This window comes from Microbacterium sp. NPDC057407, from assembly GCF_042803895.1.
Classification (GTDB): Bacteria; Actinomycetota; Actinomycetes; order Actinomycetales; family Microbacteriaceae; genus Microbacterium.
The window spans coordinates 853,081-870,735 of sequence record NZ_JBHVCA010000001.1; the positions used below are offsets into that span (position 1 = coordinate 853,081).

Consider the following 17,655-nt stretch of genomic DNA (forward strand, 5'->3'; position numbering starts at 1 on the left):
GATTCCTCGGATGGGGGAAACAAGCGGGTACTGGTACGGCGACGACGGCGACGCGGCGCGTCGGCGCGCCATCGAGCTGCTGCAGGCCTTCCGGCTGTACCGCGCCGCGGAGGTGGCGATGCGCCGGCGCACGCGGGACTCGATGGCGATGGGCGAGAACGACCTCCTCACGCTGCGCTACCTGCTGAAAGCCCAGCGCGAGGAGCGTCTCGTGTCTCCCGCGGAGCTGACCCGCTACCTCGGCGTCACCACGGCTTCCACGACCGCGATCGTGGACCGTCTGGAGCGGTCCGGGCACGTGCGGCGGGCCCCTCATCCGTCCGATCGCCGCAGCATCGTCCTCGTTCCGACCGCCGAGAGCGACGACGAGGTGCGCCGCACCCTGGGAGCGATGCACGAGCGGATGCTCCGCGCCGTCGGCGACATGACGCCCGAGGAGACCCGCATCGTCATCGACTGCCTCAGCCGGCTGCAGGCGGCCGTCGACGAGGTGGAACCCGCGCATGACGCGCCGCCGCCCTCGCGAGCCTAGGCTGGGCCGGTGATCATCCTGGCGGCGACCCCTATCGGCAATCTCGGGGACGCCTCGCGGCGGCTCGTGGACGCGCTGGAGAGCACGGCCGTGATCGCGGCCGAGGACACCCGGACCACCCAGCGCCTGCTCGCGGCCCTCGGGGTCGTGAACCGGCCGCGGCTGATCGCGCTGCACGATCACAACGAGAAGGAGCGCGCGCCGGAACTCGTCGAACTCGCCCGGAACGAGGATGTCCTGGTGCTGAGCGATGCCGGCATGCCGACGGTGAGCGATCCGGGGTACGGTCTCGTCGCCGCCGCCGCGGCGGCGGGTGTGGCGGTCACCGCGATCCCCGGCCCGAGCGCCGTGCTCACCGCGCTCGCGCTGTCGGGGCTCCCCACCGACCGCTTCACGTTCGAGGGTTTCGCGCCGCGCAAGCAGGGGGAGCGGACGACGTGGCTGCGTGCTCTCGCGGCCGAGCCGCGGACGATGGTCTTCTTCGAGGCGCCGACCCGCGTCGCGGTCACGCTCGCCGACATGGCCGCGGCCTTCGGCGACGAGCGCCGCGCGGCCTTGTGCCGTGAGCTGACCAAGCTGCACGAGGAGATCGCGCGGGGAACTCTGGCCGAGCTCGTGGCCTGGGCCGACGGCGGCGTGCGCGGCGAAGTCGTCGTGGTGGTCGGCGGTGCGGAGCCTCGCGGGGTGGCCTTCCCCGACGCGGTCACCCAGGTGCTCGAACTCGTGCGGTCCGGCACGCGGCTGAAAGAGGCCGCCGCCGAGGTCTCCGCCCACACCGGCCACTCGTCGCGCGAGCTCTACCAGGCGGCGCTCGCCGTGCGGGGGTAACACCGGCCGGGCAGGCGATCCCGCCGGATTAGACTCCTCGGGTGACTTCCGGCCGATCCTTCTACATCACGACGCCGATCTACTACCCGAGCGACGTGCCCCACATCGGCCACGGCTACACCACCGTGGCAGTCGACACCCTCGCGCGCTGGCACCGCCAGGCGGGCGACGACACGTGGATGCTGACGGGCACCGACGAGCACGGCCAGAAGATGATGCGGGCGGCCGCCGCGAACGGCGCCACTCCGCAGGAGTGGGTCGACCGTCTGGTCGGCGAGTCCTGGTTCCCCCTGCTGAAGACCCTCGACGTCGCCAACGACGACTTCATCCGCACGACGCAGCCGCGGCACGAGGAGCGCGTGAAGGCGTTCGTGCAGGCGATCTACGATCGCGGCTACATCTACGCGGGCGAGTTCGAGGCGCTGTACTGCGTGGGCTGCGAGGAGTTCAAGACCGAGTCCGAGATCGTCGATGGCACCGGTCCCTTCGAGGGGCTGAAGGTATGCGCCATCCACTCAAAGCCCCTCGAGCTGCTGCAGGAGAAGAACTACTTCTTCAAGCTCAGCGAGTTCCAGGACAAGCTGCTCGAGCTGTACGCCGACAGCGACTTCATCCGTCCCGAGTCCGCGCGCAACGAGGTCGTCTCGTTCGTGAAGAACGGTCTCAAAGACCTGTCGATCTCGCGGTCGACCTTCGACTGGGGCATCAAGGTGCCGTGGGACGAGTCCCATGTCATCTACGTGTGGGTCGACGCGCTGCTCAACTACGCCACGGCGGTGGGCTACGGCAGCGACCCGGAGCAGTTCGCGCGCCGGTGGCCGGCCCACCATGTCGTGGGCAAGGACATCCTGCGCTTCCACGCCGTCATCTGGCCGGCGATGCTCATGGCGGCGGGGGTGGACGTGCCCAAGGGCGTGTTCGCGCACGGCTGGCTGCTGGTGGGCGGCGAGAAGATGTCGAAGTCCAAGCTCACCGGCATCGCGCCCACCGAGATCACCGACGTCTTCGGCTCGGATGCGTACCGCTTCTACTTCCTCTCGGCGATCGCGTTCGGGCAGGACGGGTCGTTCTCGTGGGAGGACCTCTCGGCGCGCTACCAGGCAGAGCTGGCCAACGGTTTCGGCAACCTCGCGTCTCGCACCACGGCCATGATCGAGCGGTACTTCGAGGGCGTCGTGCCGCCGGCGGGCGCGTACGCGACGGCCGACGTGCACATCCAGCGGACCGTGGCGGATGCCGCGGACGCCGCCGATGCGGCGATCGAGCGGTTCCGCATCGACGAGGCGATCACCTCGATCTGGACGATCGTCGACGCGCTGAATCTGTACATCACCGAGAACGAGCCGTGGACGCTGGCCAAGGACCCGCAGCAGCGCGAGCGCCTCGGCACCGTGCTGTACACCGCCGCCGAGGGCCTTCGTGCGCTGGCGGTGCTGCTCTCGCCGGTGATGCCGATCGCGACCGAGAAGCTGTGGGTCGCCCTGGGTGCGGCGGAGTCGCTCGGACGGCTGCACGACCAGCCGCTGCGCGAGGCCGGCGCGTGGGGAGTGCTGCGACCGGGCACATCGGTGAACGGCCTCGCGCCGCTGTTCCCGCGCGTCGAGCAGTCGGTCTGACATGGCGGAGGCCGACCCGTCGCAGTACGTGCGCACCCGCGAGAAGGGTGCGCGCGACGTCACCTACCCCGACGCGCCCGAGCCGCTGGCCGTCCCCGTCTACGACAACCACGCCCATCTCGAGATCGAGGACGGCGAGCAGCCGCTCTCGCTCGACGAGCAGCTGGAGCGCGCGGCGGAGGCGGGCGTCTCGGGCGTCGTGCAGGCCGGTGGCGACATTGAGTCCAGCCGCTGGTCGGCGTGGGCCGCGGCATCCCACCCCCGCCTCCTGGCGGCCGTGGCGATCCACCCCAATGAAGCGCCGGCGTATGCCGAGGCGGGGCGCCTCGACGAAGCGATCGCCGTGATCGACGAGCTCGCCGCCCAACCCCGCGTGCGCGCCATCGGCGAGACCGGGCTGGACTTCTTCCGCACCGACGAGGCCGGTCGCCCGGCCCAGTTCGAGAGCTTCGAGGCGCACATCGCGCTGGCGAAGAAGCACGGCGTCGCGATGCAGATCCACGACCGCGAGGCGCACGCCGCCGTCCTCGAGACACTCCAACGCGTCGGCGCCCCCGAGCGCACCGTGTTCCACTGCTTCTCGGGGGACGAGGCGATGGCGCGCGTCGCCGCCGACGAGGGCTACTACCTGTCGTTCGCCGGGAACGTCACGTTCAAGAACGCCCAGAACCTGCGCGACGCGCTGAAGGTCACGCCGCGCGAGCGGATCCTGGTCGAGACGGATGCCCCGTTCCTCACCCCGACGCCGCACCGCGGTCGACCCAACGCGCCGTACCTGATCCCCGTCACCGTCAGGTTCCTCGCCGCGGAGCTGGGAGCCGACCTGGATGAGTTCTGCGCCCGCCTCGCCGCGAACACGCTCGAGGCGTACGGGTCGTTCGACGACGGGGAAGACCTCAGCCGCCGATCCTGACGCCGATCGCCGCGGGCATCGACAGGACGACCTCCCGCGCTCGGCTCCAGAAGGCGTGGCGACGGGTCCGGCGTTCCCGCCGTGCCGCCTCCCGCAGCTGGTCGATCCGTTCGGCATACTCTCGGACGTCGTCGGAGGTCATCCTCTGCGCGGTCATGATCGTGGTCTCCTTCCGGGCGGCCCGCTGCGGACCGCTCTCCTGACGACCACGAGCGGGCGACGTCGTTCTCGACACGACCCGGCCGGAAACGGCTTGCACTTTTCTTCTCGGACGATGTCGAATCGAGGCGAAGCCGTTCGTAGCTCAGGTGAGCGTCGTCGACGGCGGCGCCGGGACAGAGGAGGATGCGTCGTGCCGTGCCGGATGATCGTGCCCCCGATGACGCGGGACGCACGAGCGTGAGCGCCGATGCCGCGGCGGCGATCTCCCGCACCCACCGCGACGAGTGGGCCCGCGTGGTCGCCGGCCTCGCGCGACGTTTCGGCGATCTCGACATCGCGGAGGAGGCGACGGCCGAGGCGTTCGCGGTGGCCGTGGTGCGGTGGCCCGTCGACGGCGTCCCGCCGAACCCGGCGGGCTGGATCACGATGACCGCGCACCGCAAGGCGATCGACCGCATCCGCCGGGATGCCCGCCGGAGCGAGCTGCACCGCGAGGCGCTGGCGCTGACCGACGATGCGACGCCGGAACCTGTCGGCGCGGTGGCGGACGACCGGCTGCGGCTGATCTTCGCATGCTGCCACCCGGCGCTGTCGATGGAGTCGCGCGTGGCGCTCACCCTGCGGATCGTCGGAGGCCTGACCACCCGTGAGATCGCGCACGCCTTCCTCGCTCAGGAGGCGACGATGGCGCAGCGGCTGAGTCGCGCCAAGGCGAAGATCCGGTCAGCGCGCATCCCGTTCCGCGTCCCCGCCGACGAGGACCTGCCCGCCCGGATCGGCGGCGTCCTCGCGGTGCTGTACCTGATCTTCAACGAGGGCTACCTGACTTCCGGCGCCGGATCGGATCCGCTGCGTCCCGACCTCACCGCGGAAGCCATCCGTCTCGCGCGGCTCGTCCGCGATCTGCTCCCGTCGGGGAGCGACGGCTGGGCCGAGGCGGGCGCGCTGCTCGCGTTGATGCTGCTGACCGAGGCGCGTGCCCGAGCCCGTGTCACTCCCGAGGGCGAGCTCGTGCGGCTGGACGCCCAGGACCGCGACGCCTGGGACCGGGCGCTGATCGCAGAGGGCCTGGCGCTGATCGACGAGCGGCCGGCCGATGTGGCCGCGCGCCCCGCCGGCAGGTATCGCCTCCTGTCGGAGATCAACGCCGTCCATGTATCGGCTGCGCATCCGCGTGACACCGACTGGGAGAGGATCGTCAACCTCTACGACCTGCTCGAGCAGATCGATCCGAGCCCGGTCGTCACGCTCGGCAAGGCGGTCGCGGTCTCCGAGCGCGACTCTCCGCACGCGGCGCTCGACGTGCTGGTGGGTGTGGCGGTGCCGCTCGACGGCCACCACGCCTTCCACGCCACCCGGGCGGAGCTGCTGCGCGCCATCGGGCGCGAGGACGCGGCCGTCGAGGCGTACGACCGGGCGATCGGGCTCGCGGCCAACCCCGCGGAGATCGCGCACCTCACCCGCCGCCGCGATCACCCCGACCCCGACCCGCCTACGAACCGCGTCACGCCCATGAACCACACCCCGCCCGCGAACGGAGAACCCGCATGACCACGCAGCAGTACCTCGTCCTCCACCTGACCGACGCCACAGGAACGCCGCTCCCGCCGGATGAGGACCGCCGGATGCTCGAGTCCTGGGTCGAGGAGGGCGACCGCGCGGGCGCCCTGGGCTCCGGATCCCCCGTGGCCGGCCGCGACCAGGCGAAGTCCGTGTCGGTGCGCGACGGACGAACGATCATCACGGACGGACCCTTCCCCGAGTTCAAGGAGTGGTTCGCCGGCTACGACCTCATCGAGGCCGAGTCGATCGAGCAGGCGGCGCAGTACATGGCCGGCCATCCGACCGCCGTCGCCGGGCGGGTGCTGGTGCTCCCCGTCGTGCGCCTCCCGTGGGAGCAGGACTGACGGGCGGCCGGCTCAGTCGGGGAGCGGCATCCCGCCCTGCCCCGGCTCGAGGCCGCCGTCGCTGTCGCCCGGCGCGCCCTCGAGCACCGGCTTCGCCGCCGCGATGTGCGAGATCGGACGCCACACGAGCGCGAGGGTGAGGGCGGAGCCGGCGAAAGCGAACCACCACGGTGCCGTGAGCCCCCACACCTGTGCGATGAGTCCGCCCAGGAGCTGCCCGATCACGAGGCCTCCGAAGACGCCCACCATGTTGACCGAGGCGATGCGTCCCTGCAGCTCCAGCGGCACCAGCCGCTGGCGGACCGTGGTCGAGATGGTCGCCCACACGAACGCGTAGAGACCGAAGCCGAACATGAGCGCGAACGCGACGACCGGCGAGGTCGTCAGGGCGAACCCGAGGTGCATGAGCACCTCGCACGAGAGGCACACCCGCATCAGGGTGGCGAACGACACGCGCTTCTCGAGCCAGCCGAAGCCGAAGATCGCGATGATGCCGCCGAGCGCGGAGGCCGTGGTCAGGGCTCCGTAACCCACCGGTCCCATGCCGAGGTACTCCGTGGCGTAGAGCACGAGGACGCCCCACGGCGCGGCCCAGGTGACGTTGAAGACGAGGATGATGAGGACGAGCGTGCGCACCGGCGGGTTCCCGCGCAGCCAGCGCAGTCCTTCGCGGATCGGATGCCTCGGCTCACCCTCGGGCTTCTCGGTGCGCGGCGGCACCGGCGTCTGCGCGATGCGCGAGATCAGCAGCACGGCCAGGGCGACGCACACCACCTGCACCAGGAACGGCACGAACGAGCCGACGGCGAAGAGGAACGCGCCCAGCGGCGGCCCCGCGAGCTGGTTGCCCACCAGATACCCCGCCTGCATCCTCGCGTTGCCGATGCCGAGGTCGGTCGGCTTCACCAGCATCGGCAGCAGGGTGCTGCCGGCCGAGTCGGCGAACACTTCCGCTGTGCCGTAGAGAAAGGCGGTCGCGAGCACGATCCACACGTTCGCGGCCCCCGTGAGGAGGAACACCACGAGCACGGCGACCACGACCGCCCGCAGGGCGTTGGCGAGCATCACCAGCCTCCGCCGGTCGTGGTGGTCGGCGACCGACCCGGCGAGCAGCCCGAACAGCAGCCAGGGCAGGAACTGCATCATCGCCCCCGCAGCCACGAGGACGGGCGACGACGTCAGCGACGCGATGAGCAGGGGAGCGGCCGACAGTGCGATGCCGTCGCCGATGTTGCTCGTCCACGACGACGCCAGGAGCCACCGGAAATCCCGTCCCATGCGGGGTGGTGCGATGGCGTCGCCGAGGGAGGGCATCCCACGATCCTAGACCGCCGGAGCCGCGCCGCCCGCTCTGCGGCCGGGTCAGGCGCCGCCGGCCCGTTCCGCGCGGCTCTGCCGGACGAAGAGCGTCTCGGTCTGCTCGATGTCCATGCCCTTCGTCTCGGGCACCCGCCACGCCACATAGACGAAGGAGAGGGCCGCGAACAGCGCGTACATGCCATAGGTGAGGGGGAGCGACCACGACGACATCGCCGGGAAGGAGATGGTGATGAGGAAGTTCGCGATCCACTGCGCGCCGGCGGCGACGCCGAGCGCCTTGCCGCGGATCCGGCTCGGGAAGATCTCGCCCAGCAGCACCCACACCAGCGGACCCCACGAGGCGCCGAAGCCGATGACGAACACGTTCGCCGCGATGAGCGCGATCGGTCCCCACGGGGCACCCAGCTGCACCTCGCCGTCGGCGTTGGTGGTGGCGAACAGGAACGAGATCGCCATGAGCCCCAGCGACAGCGTCATCAGGACCGAGCCGGTGAGGAGGATCGGCTTCCGCCCGACCCGGTCTACCAGGAAGATCGCGATGAGCGTCACCAGCACGTTCGTGATCGATGTCACCACGCTGATCGTGAACGAGTCGCCCTCGTCGAAGCCGACCGACTGCCACAGGCTCGTCGAGTAGTAGAAGATCACGTTGATCCCGACGAACTGCTGGAAGACCGACAGGATGATGCCGACCCAGACGATGCGCTGGAGGCCGAGCACCGGACCGCGCAGGGACACGCCCGCGTTCTTGCGATCGGTCTCGATCGCGGTCTGCAGATCGCGCATCGTGTGGTCGAGATCGGCCTCGGGGACGAGGCGGGCGAAGATCGCCCGCGCCTCATCGTGGCGACCCTTCGCGATGAGATACCGAGGGGATTCGGGCAGCGTGAAGGCCAGGATGCCGTAGACCGCCGACGGCACCACACCCACGATGAACATCCAGCGCCACGCCTCGAGCCCGAGCCACAGCACGTTGTCGGCGCCGCCCGCGCTGCCGGCCAGCAGCGCGTCCGACAGGAGCGCAGCGAAGATGCCGATGGTGATGGCGAGCTGCTGGAGCGAGGCCAGGCCGCCGCGGATCTGACGGGGCGCGATCTCGGCGATGTAGGCGGGCGCCACGACCGACGCGATCCCGATGCCGAGACCGCCGACCACCCGCCACAGCGCGAGGTCCCATGCCGAGAACGCCAGCCCGGCGCCGAGCGAGCTGACGAAGAACATGATCGCGCCCAGGAACATCACCCGCAGGCGTCCCCACCGGTCGGACAGGTTGCCGGCCACGACGGCCCCGACGGCGCAGCCGAGGAGGGCGATGGCGACCACGAACCCCGTGATGACGTCGTTCAGCGCGAAGTCGGAGGAGATGGAGTCCACCGCGCCGTTGATCACCGACGAGTCGAAGCCGAACAGGAATCCGCCGACGGCGGCGGCCACCGACAGCCCGATGGCTCGTCGCCCGTAGGGGCTTTTCAGAGAGAACGCGTCGGACGGGATCGAGCCAGTGGTGTTCACTCAGGCCACATTAGCCCCCGGGAGCACAGGCGGCACTGGGTACAGTGAAGCCATGCCCGTGTCTCTGCTGGGTGCGGCCGAGATCCGCGCACTCGCCGCCGACCTCGACGTCACCCCGACCAAGAAGCTGGGTCAGAACTTCGTGGTCGACGCCAACACGGTGCGCAAGATCGTCCACGTCGCCGAGGTGCGCGCGGGCGACAGCGTCGTCGAAGTGGGGCCGGGCCTCGGATCGCTCACGCTCGCGATCCTCGAGGCCGGGGCATCGGTCACCGCCGTCGAGATCGATCACCGACTCGCCGCACGACTCCCGGCCACGGCGGCGGCCCACGGCGTCCCCGCGGGCGCCCTCACGGTCGTGGACGCCGACGCGTTGCGGGTGAGGGATCTGCCGGGCGACCCCACCGTTCTCGTGGCGAACCTGCCGTACAACGTGAGCGTCCCGGTGCTGCTGCACTTCCTCGAGACGTTCCCCGCCCTCGAGCGCGGCGTCGTGATGGTGCAGGCCGAGGTGGGCGAGCGGCTCGCGGCGCCGCCCGGCTCGAAGGTCTACGGTGCGCCGAGCGTCAAGGCCGCCTGGTACGGCCCGTGGCGTCTGGCCGGCACCGTCTCGCGACAGGTCTTCTGGCCGGTGCCCAACGTCGACAGCGTCCTGGTCGGGTTCCATCGCGACCCGCAGCCGCGCGGCGACGACGACGAGCGGCGACGCGTCTTCGCGATCGTGGACGCGGCGTTCCAGCAGCGCCGCAAGATGCTGCGCCAGGCGCTCGCGGGTGTGCTCGGGGGCACGGCGGCCGAGGCGTCCGCGGTGCTCGAATCGGCGGGCGTGGCCCCCACCGCGCGCGGCGAGGAGCTCGGCGTCGACGACTTCGTGCGTATCGCGCGGGCGATCGGACCCTAAGGGTTCCCTCAGCGTTCACCGCGTTTCGGCTGGATCCGCCCGCTCGCGTGGGTAGCATTCCGGGAAGGTCCCGTCTCGACCGCGAGGACTGGGAGAACACGATGCTGAGCGCCGAGTACCCGAACGCCGAACGTATCTTGCTGCACGTCAGCGACACCCACCTGCGCGCCCACGGCTCGCGGCTCTTCGACCTGGTCGACGGGACCGACCGCCTCGCCCGCGCCCTGCGCGTGATCGAGACGAGCGGCGTCCGCCCCGACGCCGTGGTGTTCACCGGCGACCTGGCCGACCTCGGCGAGGCCGGGGCCTACGCCGACCTGCGGGGCCTCGTCGACCCGTTCGCCGAGCGACTGGGTGCGCGCGTCTTCTGGGTCATGGGCAATCACGACGACCGCGCCGGCTTCCGCCGCGCGCTGCTCGACGAGCCCGGCGGCACCGACCCCGTCGATGCGGTGGCCGAGCTCGACGGCCTGCGGGTCGTCACCCTCGACTCGACCGTCCCGGGATCGCACCACGGCGAGCTGCGCGACCGGCAGCTCGCCTGGCTCGCCGACGTGCTGGCGACGCCGGCGCCCCTGGGGACGATCCTGGCGATGCATCACCCGCCGGTGCCGAGCGTGCTGCCGCTCGCGGCGAGTGTCGAGCTGCGCGACCAGCGACGCCTCGCCTCGGTGCTGCGGGGAACCGACGTGCGGGCGATCATCGCCGGGCACCTGCACTACTCCACGTTCGCGACCTTCGCCGGGATCCCCGTCTCGGTCGCGTCGTCGACGTGCTACGCGCAGGATCTGACCGTCCCCACGGGTGGCACGCGCCCGCAGGACGGCGCCCAGGCGTTCAACCTCGTGCACCTCTACGACGACACCGTCGTGCACTCGGTCGTGCCCGTCGACGCCCCCCGCGTGCTCGAGTACATCGATCCTGCCGAGGCCCAGCGCCGACTGGCTCTCGCCGGCGTCGGGCCGTTCATCTCCGAGCGGAGGGATGCGCCGACCGAGCCGATCGCTCTGCCTCGGTGAGCTCATCGCGCTCCCACGGCGCCCGCACCGGGAACATCCGCTCGAGCGTGTCGCGGACGACGCGCGTGCGCAGCTGCTCCGGCACCTCTGTCTCACCGCCGTCGTTCAGGCAGAACATGTCCACGTCGGTGCGCTCCGCGAGCCGCTCCATGCGCCGCAGCGAGGCGGCGAGGGTGGTCTGGACGTAACGCACGCGGGGGTGACGCGTGGCGACGGCACGTCCGGTCATGAGCGCGTAGTAGTGGTACAGGCTGTTCGTCACCGAGATGTCGGTGGCGGAGCGGAAACGGGATGCCGCGGTCCGCGCGAAGTCGTCGGGGAACGCCAGCTCGAGCTCGGCCATCACGCTGCGCCGCAGCGGTGCCGCGCAGTGCTCCAGATCGCGCACGATCGTGCGCCCGAACCGATCGGCCAGCAGCGCCCGGTTGACCCGCAGCCCGTTGTCGTGCCCGCTGCGGTGGACCGCCGGGCGTCCCGCGCCGATGCGCACCTCGCACTCGACGAACTTCGTCACGCCCGCCGGGGTGAAGAACAGCTCCGGCTCGACCAGCCTGCCGAAGAACATGTCGTCGTTGGAGTACAGGAAGTGCTCCGCCAGCCCCGGGATCCGGTGCAGCTGAGCCTCGACGGCGTGCGAATTGTGGGTGGGCAGAACTGTCGGGTCGGCGAAGAACTCCTCGCTGCGCACGATCGTCACCTTGGGGTGATCGAGCAGCCACGCCGGGGCGGGGGAGTCCGTCGCGATGAAGATCCGGCGCACCCACGGTGCGTACATGTGCACGCTGCGCAGCGCGTAACGCAGCTCGTCGACGTGCCGGTACCGCGCGGGACCGTCGTCCCCGTCGCCGACGACGTACTCGGCCATGCGCGCGGCGCGCTGCCGCTGGAACTCGCTCGACGACCCGTCGACCCACGAGAACACCATGTCGACGTCCGCGGTGAACTCGTGCGGCTGCGGGTCGAACATCCCCGCCACGGTGTTCCAGGAGCGCCCGTACCGGTCGACGACCGCGGGTTCGAGGTCCTCGACGGGAGTGAGGCGGCGCGTCAGGGCGTTGTCGCTCGGAGCCTCGACGAGCTCCTCGCCGAAGCGCCAGAACTCCAGTCGCGCCGCCAGCGATGCACCGTAGCGGAGGCCGCCGGTGCGGGCGACGCGGGGGCGGAAGATCCGGAGCGCGGTCGGGGCGTCGCCCGGCACGGGCGCCTCGGTCGCGCGCACGGCGGGCCGGCCCTTGCCCTTGATGTAGAGCGGCTCGGTCGCCCCGGCGGCAGCGAGTGCCGCCATCGCCTGCTCGCGCGCCTCGAGATCCACGACCAGGGCGGGAACGGTGCGATCGTGGCGGATCAGGCGCACGCCGATGCCGGCGGCCTCGAGCGCGTCGGCCACGAGGAGCAGGTCGGCTTCCCGCGCCTGCGCGGGTGTGACGGTGTCGTGCACCACGTGCAGCACGCCGGCGTCGAGGACGATGTCGGGACGCTCGAGCAGCGCGGTCCAGGTGTCGTGGTGGTTCGGCACGATCGAGAGAGCGGGCATGGATCCTCCTTCACGTGACGGCGGGCGATGCGCCTCGCGTGAAGCCACCCTAGACGTCATCCGTTACGCGAACGTTTCGCGGGAAGCCCCTTGACACCGGCCCCGCCGTCGTGCTGCTCCGACGACCCCCTGCGGGTCGCTCCCGTCGCCGCTAGCCTGGACCGGTGACCGACGAGACCCGCTACCGCGCCAACGGCGGAGACCTGCTCCGCCCCTACACCGCCGCCGACGACCGCTACGACCTCGGCGACTACCGCCGGGTCGGCGACTCGGGCCTGACGCTGCCGCCTGTGTCGCTCGGGCTGTGGTGGAACTTCGGCGACAACATCCCGTTCGACAACCAGCGGACGCTCCTGCGCCACGCGTTCGACAAGGGCATCACGCACTTCGACCTCGCCAACAACTACGGTCCCCCGTACGGCTCCGCCGAGACGAACTTCGGCCGGATGATGCGCGAGGACTTCGCGCCGTACCGCGACGAGCTCATCCTCTCGTCCAAAGCCGGCTACGACATGTGGCATGGGCCGTACGGCAACGGCGGCTCGCGCAAGTACCTGATCGCGAGCGCGGAGCAGTCCCTGCGCCGCATGAGCGTCGACTACGTCGACATCTTCTACTCCCACCGCGTCGACCCCGACGTGCCGGTCGAGGAGACCGTGGGCGCCCTCGACACGCTCGTCCGCCAGGGCAAGGCGCTCTACGTCGGCATCTCGTCGTACAGCGCCGAGCGCACGGCGGTCGCGGCATCCGTCGCCCGCTCGCTGGGCACCCCGCTCGTGATCCACCAGCCCGCCTACTCGATCCTCAACCGCTGGGTGGAGGACGGGTTGACGGGCGTGCTCAAGCAGGAGGGCATGGGGGCGATCGCCTTCACGCCGCTCGCGCAGGGCCTGCTCACCGACAAGTACCTCAGCGGCGGACCGGCCGACCGGGCCCAGAACCGCTGGTCCGTCCCGAGCGGCTCGCTGTCCGAAAGGGGCCTGGCGACGCTGCGAGGACTCGACGTCATCGCGAAGGAGCGCGGCCAGTCGCTCGCCCAGATGGCGATCCAGTGGGTGCTCCGGGACGGGGTCGTCGCCTCGGCGCTCATCGGAGCGTCCCGTCCGTCCCAGCTCGACGAGAACCTCGCCGCACTGCGCGGCCCGGCGTTCACCACCGAGGAGCTCGAGCAGATCGACGCTCTGTCGGACGGCATCGACGTCGACCTGTGGGCGGAGTCGGCCACCTCGTGAGCGAGGCTCTCGTCACCGATCGCGTCCACGTCCGTGCGCCCGGCAAGCTCAACCTCTTCTTCGAGGTGGGCGGGGTGCAGGAGGACGGGTACCACGACGTCGCCTCCGCCTACCAGGCGGTCTCGCTGTACGAGAACGTGTGGGCGACGCCGAGCGACGACTTCTCGGTGACGATCTCGGGCACCGTCGATGTGACGGCGGTGCCCGCCGACGACCGCAACCTCGCCGTGCGGGCCGCACGCCTGGTCGCGCAGCGCGTCGGACACCGCGGCGGCGTGCACCTCGACATCGTCAAGTCGGTCCCGGTCGCCGGCGGCATGGGGGGCGGGTCGGCGGATGCCGCGGCCGCGCTCGTCGCGTGCGACGCGCTGTGGGGGGCCGAGCTGGGCAGTGCTGAGCTCCACAAGCTCGCGGCGCGTCTCGGCGCCGACGTGCCCTTCGCGCTGATGGGCGGCACGGCGATCGGCACGGGCCGCGGCGATCAGCTGAGCCCGGCGCTGGCGAAGGGCCGGTTCGACTGGGTCGTCGTCCCGTCCGACGAGGGGCTCTCGACCCCCGACGTCTATGCGCACCTCGACGTGCTGCGCGCCCAGCGCGACGTGGGGTCGCCGCGCGTGCCCGACGTCGACCCGGCCGTGCTCCACGCGCTGCGCGCCGCCGACCCGGTCGCCCTGGCCGAACGCACCCGCAACGATCTGCAGGCGGCGGCACTGTCGCTGCGGCCGTCGCTGCGCGACGTCCTCGAGCTCGGCGAGCAGTCGGGTGCGCTGGCGGGGATGGTGTCGGGGTCCGGCCCTACGCTGGCCTTCCTGGCAGCCGACCCGGAGTCGGCCCTCGAACTGCAGGTCACGCTGTCGGCGGCCGGCTTCGAGGCGCTCCACGTCCACGGCCCCGTGGCGGGGGCGCGGGTCGTCGGCTCCTGACATCCACGAACGCTCCACATCCGAACGTCGCGCAAGGAGGCATCCGCATGAGCACGCCCGACACCCCCGTCGCCGCCGAGTCCGATCGGGCCGCGTTCCGATCCGGTTCGGTCGACGAGCAGTCCCGCACGCGCCTGGCCGAAGGCGGGCTCGTGTATCGGCGCACGAGCGTCGACGGCGAGGACTTCGCGCCGTGGCTGCAGTCCGTCGCCCGAGGCTTCCAGGACGGCGAACGCAGCGACGAGCACATCGCCTCGGCCCGCGAGCGGTCGGCGTACCGGCGGCTGACCGGCGTCTACGACCCCGCCGCGCCCGTCTCCGAGGCCCCGGTGGCGACGATCGCCTCGTGGCTCGGCGAGCTGACGGTCCCCGGGCACGCGGCGCTGCCGTCGTGCGCGATCTCGGCGGTGACCGTGGCGCCCACGCACCGCCGCCGCGGCATCGCGCGCGCGATGCTCGAGGGCGAGCTGCGGTCCGCCCACGCCGCCGGCGTCCCCGTGGCCATGCTCACGGTGAGCGAGTCGCCGCTGTACGGCCGGTACGGCTTCGCTCCCGCCGCCGCGAGCGCGTCGTGGCGCATCGAGACCCGCCGCGCGGCGTGGATCGGCCCGCGCCCCGACGGCCGCGTGGACTTCATCCCGCGGCAGCGACTGCGCGAGCTCGCGCCCGGCGTCCACGATCGCGTGCGCCTGCGGGTCGCGGGAGAGATCGACGTGCCGGGCTCGCACTGGGACCGCTTCGCCGGCACCGAGCCGACCGCAGAGAAGGCGGGAGACAAGCGTGCGATCCAGTACACCGATCCGTCCGGCGAGGTGCGGGGGCTCGCGCTCTACACGGTGCGCGAGAACCACGACGACTTCACGAAGGCGACGGTGAACGTCGCCTATCTGCTCGCGGACGGCGATGACGCCTACGCGGCGCTGTGGCGCTTCCTCCTCGAGCTCGACCTGGTCGCCGAGGTCCACGCGGACGAGCTGTCCGTCGACGAGCCGCTGCGGTGGATGATCGCCGACCAGCGCGCCGCCACGGTGACGGTGCGCGATCACCAGTACGTCCGGATCCTCGACGTGACCGCGGCGCTGGAGGCGCGCCGGTACGGAGCCCCGGGTCTGCTCGCGCTCGACGTCGCCGATTCGCTCGGCTTCACCGCGGGCCGGTACCTGCTCGAGGTCGGCCCCGACGGCCGCGGGTCCGTATCGGCGTGGGACGGCCCGCTGCCGGCCGGTGCGGTCGAGGTGGCGCTGGGGGTGGCCGAGCTGTCGGCGGTGTACCTCGGGGGCGTCTCGGTCGCCACGCTCGTCTCCGCCGGCAGGGTGAGCGCCTCCGACCCGGGCGCCGCGTCGCGGGTGCTGGGCTGGCACACCGCGCCGCGCCTGAGCATCTGGTACTGAGTCCGCCCGCGCAGCCGCCGCTCGGGCTCGCCTAGCCTGGAAGCGACATGGCACATCTTCTCGGGGCCGAGGCCCTTCACCTGGAGTTCCCCACGAAAGTCGTCTTCGACGGCGTCTCGCTCGGCGTCGACGAGGGCGACCGCATCGGCATCGTGGGCCGCAATGGCGACGGCAAATCCAGCCTGCTGGCGATGCTGGCCGGAAGGCTCGAGCCCGACGCGGGCCGCGTGACGGTGCGCAGCGGCGTGCGCATCGGCGTCCTCGACCAGTCCGACACCCTCGACGACACGCTGACCGTCGCGCAGGCGGTCGTGGGCGGCCGCGCGGAGCACGAGTGGGCCGGCGATCCCCGCACGCGCGACGTCGTGGCGGGTCTGCTGGGCGGCATCGCGTGGGACGGCCCGGTGACCGGGCTCTCCGGCGGACAGCGGCGCCGCGTCGCGCTGGCCGCGCTGCTGTCGGGCGACCACGACGTCATCTTCCTCGACGAGCCCACCAACCATCTGGACGTCGAGGCCATCGCGTGGCTTGCGGACCACATCAAGCGGCGGTGGGCGAGCGGCCAGCGCGGCCTGCTGGTCGTCACGCACGACCGGTGGTTCCTCGATGAGGTGTGCACGCGCACGTGGGAGGTGCACGACCGCGTCGTCGAGCCGTTCGAGGGCGGGTACGCCGCGTACATCCTCCAGCGGGTGGAGCGCGACCGGCAGGCGGCGGCGATCGAGGCGCGCCGGCAGAACCTGGCCCGCAAAGAGCTGGCCTGGCTCCGCCGCGGCGCGCCGGCCCGCACGTCCAAGCCCAAGTTCCGCATCGACGCCGCCAACGCCCTCATCGCGGACGTGCCGGAGATCCGCGACAAGACCCAGCTCCAGTCCCTCGCCGTGTCACGGCTGGGCAAGGACGTCGTCGACCTGCTCGACGCCGCCGTCTCCTTCCCGGCGCCCGACGGGGGATCGCGCGAGGTGCTGCACCCCGTCGAATGGCGGATCGCGCCCGGCGAGCGGACCGGCATCCTCGGGGTCAACGGCGCGGGCAAGTCGACGCTGCTCGGACTGGTGTCGGGCGACGTGGAGCCGACGTCGGGCCGGGTCAAGCGCGGCAAGACGGTCAAGGTGGCCACGCTCACCCAGCGCCTGGACGAGCTCGAGGATCACCTCGACGACCCGGTCCGCGTCGTGATCTCACGCCTGCGCACCACGTACACCTTCGGGGCGGGGTCCAAGGCGCAGGACCTCACGCCGGGCCAGCTGCTCGAGCGCATGGGCTTCGCCAGCGCGCAGCTGTCGACTCCGGTCAAGGACCTCTCGGGCGGCCAGAAGCGGCGCCTGCAGCTGCTGCTGATCCTCCTGGAGCAGCCCAACGTGCTGATCCTCGACGAGCCGACGAACGACCTCGACACCGACATGCTGGCGGCCATGGAGGACCTCCTGGACACGTGGCCCGGAACGCTTCTGGTCGTCTCGCACGACCGGTACTTCATCGAGCGCGTCACCGACCAGCAGTACGCGATCCTGGGCGGACACCTGCGGCACCTGCCGGGCGGCGTCGACGAGTACCTGCGCCTGCGTGAACGCGAACGGGCCGCAGGGTCTGCGACGACGGATGCCGCGGCATCCGTCCCCCCGACGGCGGGGCTGTCGGGGGCCGAGCTGCGGGCGGCGCAGAAGGAGGCGGCAGCGCTGGAACGGCGTCTCGAGAAGCTCGAGGCGCAGATCACGGCGGCTCGCACGGGGCTGGCAGACCACGATCAGTCGGATTACGTCGGGCTCGGCGCGGAGATGGCCCGCATCGGAAGTCTCGAGGCCGAACGCGACGACGTCGAGGCGCGGTGGTTCGAGGTCACCGAGACGATGGGCTGATCCGGG

Annotated in this window: 16 protein-coding genes; 12 read left to right on the forward strand and 4 right to left on the reverse strand. The window is 71.6% G+C overall.

Translation table 11 applies throughout. The features are described 5' to 3' along the window. Nucleotides 1–10: 10 nt before the first annotated feature. Genes ACFUTX_RS04090 through ACFUTX_RS04105 form a run of 4 tightly spaced genes read left to right on the forward strand, consistent with a single transcriptional unit; the run spans nt 11 to nt 3,889 of the window. Nucleotides 11–532, forward strand: a complete 522-nt coding sequence (locus tag ACFUTX_RS04090) for a MarR family winged helix-turn-helix transcriptional regulator (protein WP_378860905.1) — start codon at nt 11–13, stop codon at nt 530–532. Between the two features lie 9 nt (nt 533–541). Beyond that, nucleotides 542–1,360, forward strand: coding sequence for a 16S rRNA (cytidine(1402)-2'-O)-methyltransferase (gene rsmI, locus ACFUTX_RS04095; protein WP_378860906.1), 819 nt, complete (start codon nt 542–544; stop codon nt 1,358–1,360). 41 nt (nt 1,361–1,401) lie between these two features. Then, nucleotides 1,402–2,976 (forward strand): methionine--tRNA ligase, encoded by a 1,575-nt coding sequence (gene metG, locus ACFUTX_RS04100; RefSeq protein ID WP_378860907.1) that lies wholly within the window; start codon nt 1,402–1,404, stop codon nt 2,974–2,976. A 1-nt stretch (nt 2,977) separates the two neighbouring features. After that, nucleotides 2,978–3,889, forward strand: coding sequence for a TatD family hydrolase (locus ACFUTX_RS04105; protein ID WP_378860908.1), 912 nt, complete (start codon nt 2,978–2,980; stop codon nt 3,887–3,889). On the opposite strand, the gene ACFUTX_RS04110 is transcribed toward ACFUTX_RS04105, so the two are convergent. After that, nucleotides 3,873–4,046, reverse strand: coding sequence for a hypothetical protein (locus ACFUTX_RS04110; protein ID WP_378860909.1), 174 nt, complete (start codon nt 4,044–4,046; stop codon nt 3,873–3,875). The two genes, ACFUTX_RS04105 and ACFUTX_RS04110, sit on opposite strands and share 17 nt — an antisense overlap. A gap of 200 nt (nt 4,047–4,246) precedes the next feature. Between ACFUTX_RS04110 and ACFUTX_RS04115 the strand changes: the two genes are divergently transcribed. Together ACFUTX_RS04115 and ACFUTX_RS04120 are read left to right on the forward strand one after the other, a co-directional pair. Beyond that, nucleotides 4,247–5,602 carry an RNA polymerase sigma factor gene (locus ACFUTX_RS04115; RefSeq protein ID WP_378860910.1) on the forward strand — a complete coding sequence of 452 codons (1,356 nt, stop codon included), beginning with the start codon at nt 4,247–4,249 and terminating at the stop codon, nt 5,600–5,602. Then, nucleotides 5,599–5,958 carry a YciI family protein gene (locus tag ACFUTX_RS04120; RefSeq protein WP_378860911.1) on the forward strand — a complete coding sequence of 120 codons (360 nt, stop codon included), beginning with the start codon at nt 5,599–5,601 and terminating at the stop codon, nt 5,956–5,958. The genes ACFUTX_RS04115 and ACFUTX_RS04120 overlap by 4 nt, the downstream gene beginning before the upstream one ends. A 12-nt stretch (nt 5,959–5,970) precedes the next feature. Here the strand turns inward: ACFUTX_RS04120 and ACFUTX_RS04125 are convergent, their stop codons facing one another. Both ACFUTX_RS04125 and ACFUTX_RS04130 read right to left on the reverse strand, forming a co-directional pair. Further along, entirely contained in the window at nt 5,971–7,272 is a 1,302-nt protein-coding gene (locus ACFUTX_RS04125) for an MFS transporter (RefSeq protein WP_378860912.1), read from the reverse strand. Nucleotides 7,273–7,320: 48 nt separating this feature from the next. Next, entirely contained in the window at nt 7,321–8,790 is a 1,470-nt protein-coding gene (locus ACFUTX_RS04130; RefSeq protein WP_378860913.1) for a sugar porter family MFS transporter, read from the reverse strand. Nucleotides 8,791–8,842: 52 nt separating this feature from the next. On the opposite strand from ACFUTX_RS04130, the gene rsmA reads away from it, so the two are divergent. Beyond that, on the forward strand, nt 8,843–9,691 hold the full coding sequence (gene rsmA / locus ACFUTX_RS04135; RefSeq protein ID WP_378860914.1) for a 16S rRNA (adenine(1518)-N(6)/adenine(1519)-N(6))-dimethyltransferase RsmA: 849 nt from the start codon (nt 8,843–8,845) through the stop codon (nt 9,689–9,691). 101 nt (nt 9,692–9,792) lie between these two features. Beyond that, on the forward strand, nt 9,793–10,710 hold the full coding sequence (locus ACFUTX_RS04140) for a phosphodiesterase (RefSeq protein ID WP_378860915.1): 918 nt from the start codon (nt 9,793–9,795) through the stop codon (nt 10,708–10,710). On the opposite strand, the gene ACFUTX_RS04145 is transcribed toward ACFUTX_RS04140, so the two are convergent. Then, the gene (locus ACFUTX_RS04145; RefSeq protein ID WP_378860916.1) at nt 10,658–12,244 is read right to left on the reverse strand and encodes a stealth family protein; all 1,587 of its coding nucleotides are present in this window, start codon (nt 12,242–12,244) and stop codon (nt 10,658–10,660) included. The genes ACFUTX_RS04140 and ACFUTX_RS04145 overlap by 53 nt on opposite strands. A 164-nt stretch (nt 12,245–12,408) precedes the next feature. Between ACFUTX_RS04145 and ACFUTX_RS04150 the strand changes: the two genes are divergently transcribed. From ACFUTX_RS04150 to ACFUTX_RS04165, 4 genes are read left to right on the forward strand one after another with little or no spacing between them, the layout of a single operon-like run. Next, nucleotides 12,409–13,476, forward strand: a complete 1,068-nt coding sequence (locus ACFUTX_RS04150; protein WP_378860917.1) for an aldo/keto reductase — start codon at nt 12,409–12,411, stop codon at nt 13,474–13,476. Next, entirely contained in the window at nt 13,473–14,399 is a 927-nt protein-coding gene (locus ACFUTX_RS04155; protein ID WP_378860918.1) for a 4-(cytidine 5'-diphospho)-2-C-methyl-D-erythritol kinase, read from the forward strand. The genes ACFUTX_RS04150 and ACFUTX_RS04155 overlap by 4 nt, the downstream gene beginning before the upstream one ends. Nucleotides 14,400–14,446: 47 nt before the next feature. Further along, nucleotides 14,447–15,790 carry a GNAT family N-acetyltransferase gene (locus tag ACFUTX_RS04160; RefSeq protein ID WP_378860919.1) on the forward strand — a complete coding sequence of 448 codons (1,344 nt, stop codon included), beginning with the start codon at nt 14,447–14,449 and terminating at the stop codon, nt 15,788–15,790. Between the two features lie 47 nt (nt 15,791–15,837). Further along, a complete protein-coding gene (locus ACFUTX_RS04165) occupies nt 15,838–17,649 on the forward strand; it encodes an ABC-F family ATP-binding cassette domain-containing protein (protein ID WP_378860920.1) in 1,812 nt (603 codons plus the stop codon). Nucleotides 17,650–17,655 lie beyond the last annotated feature (6 nt).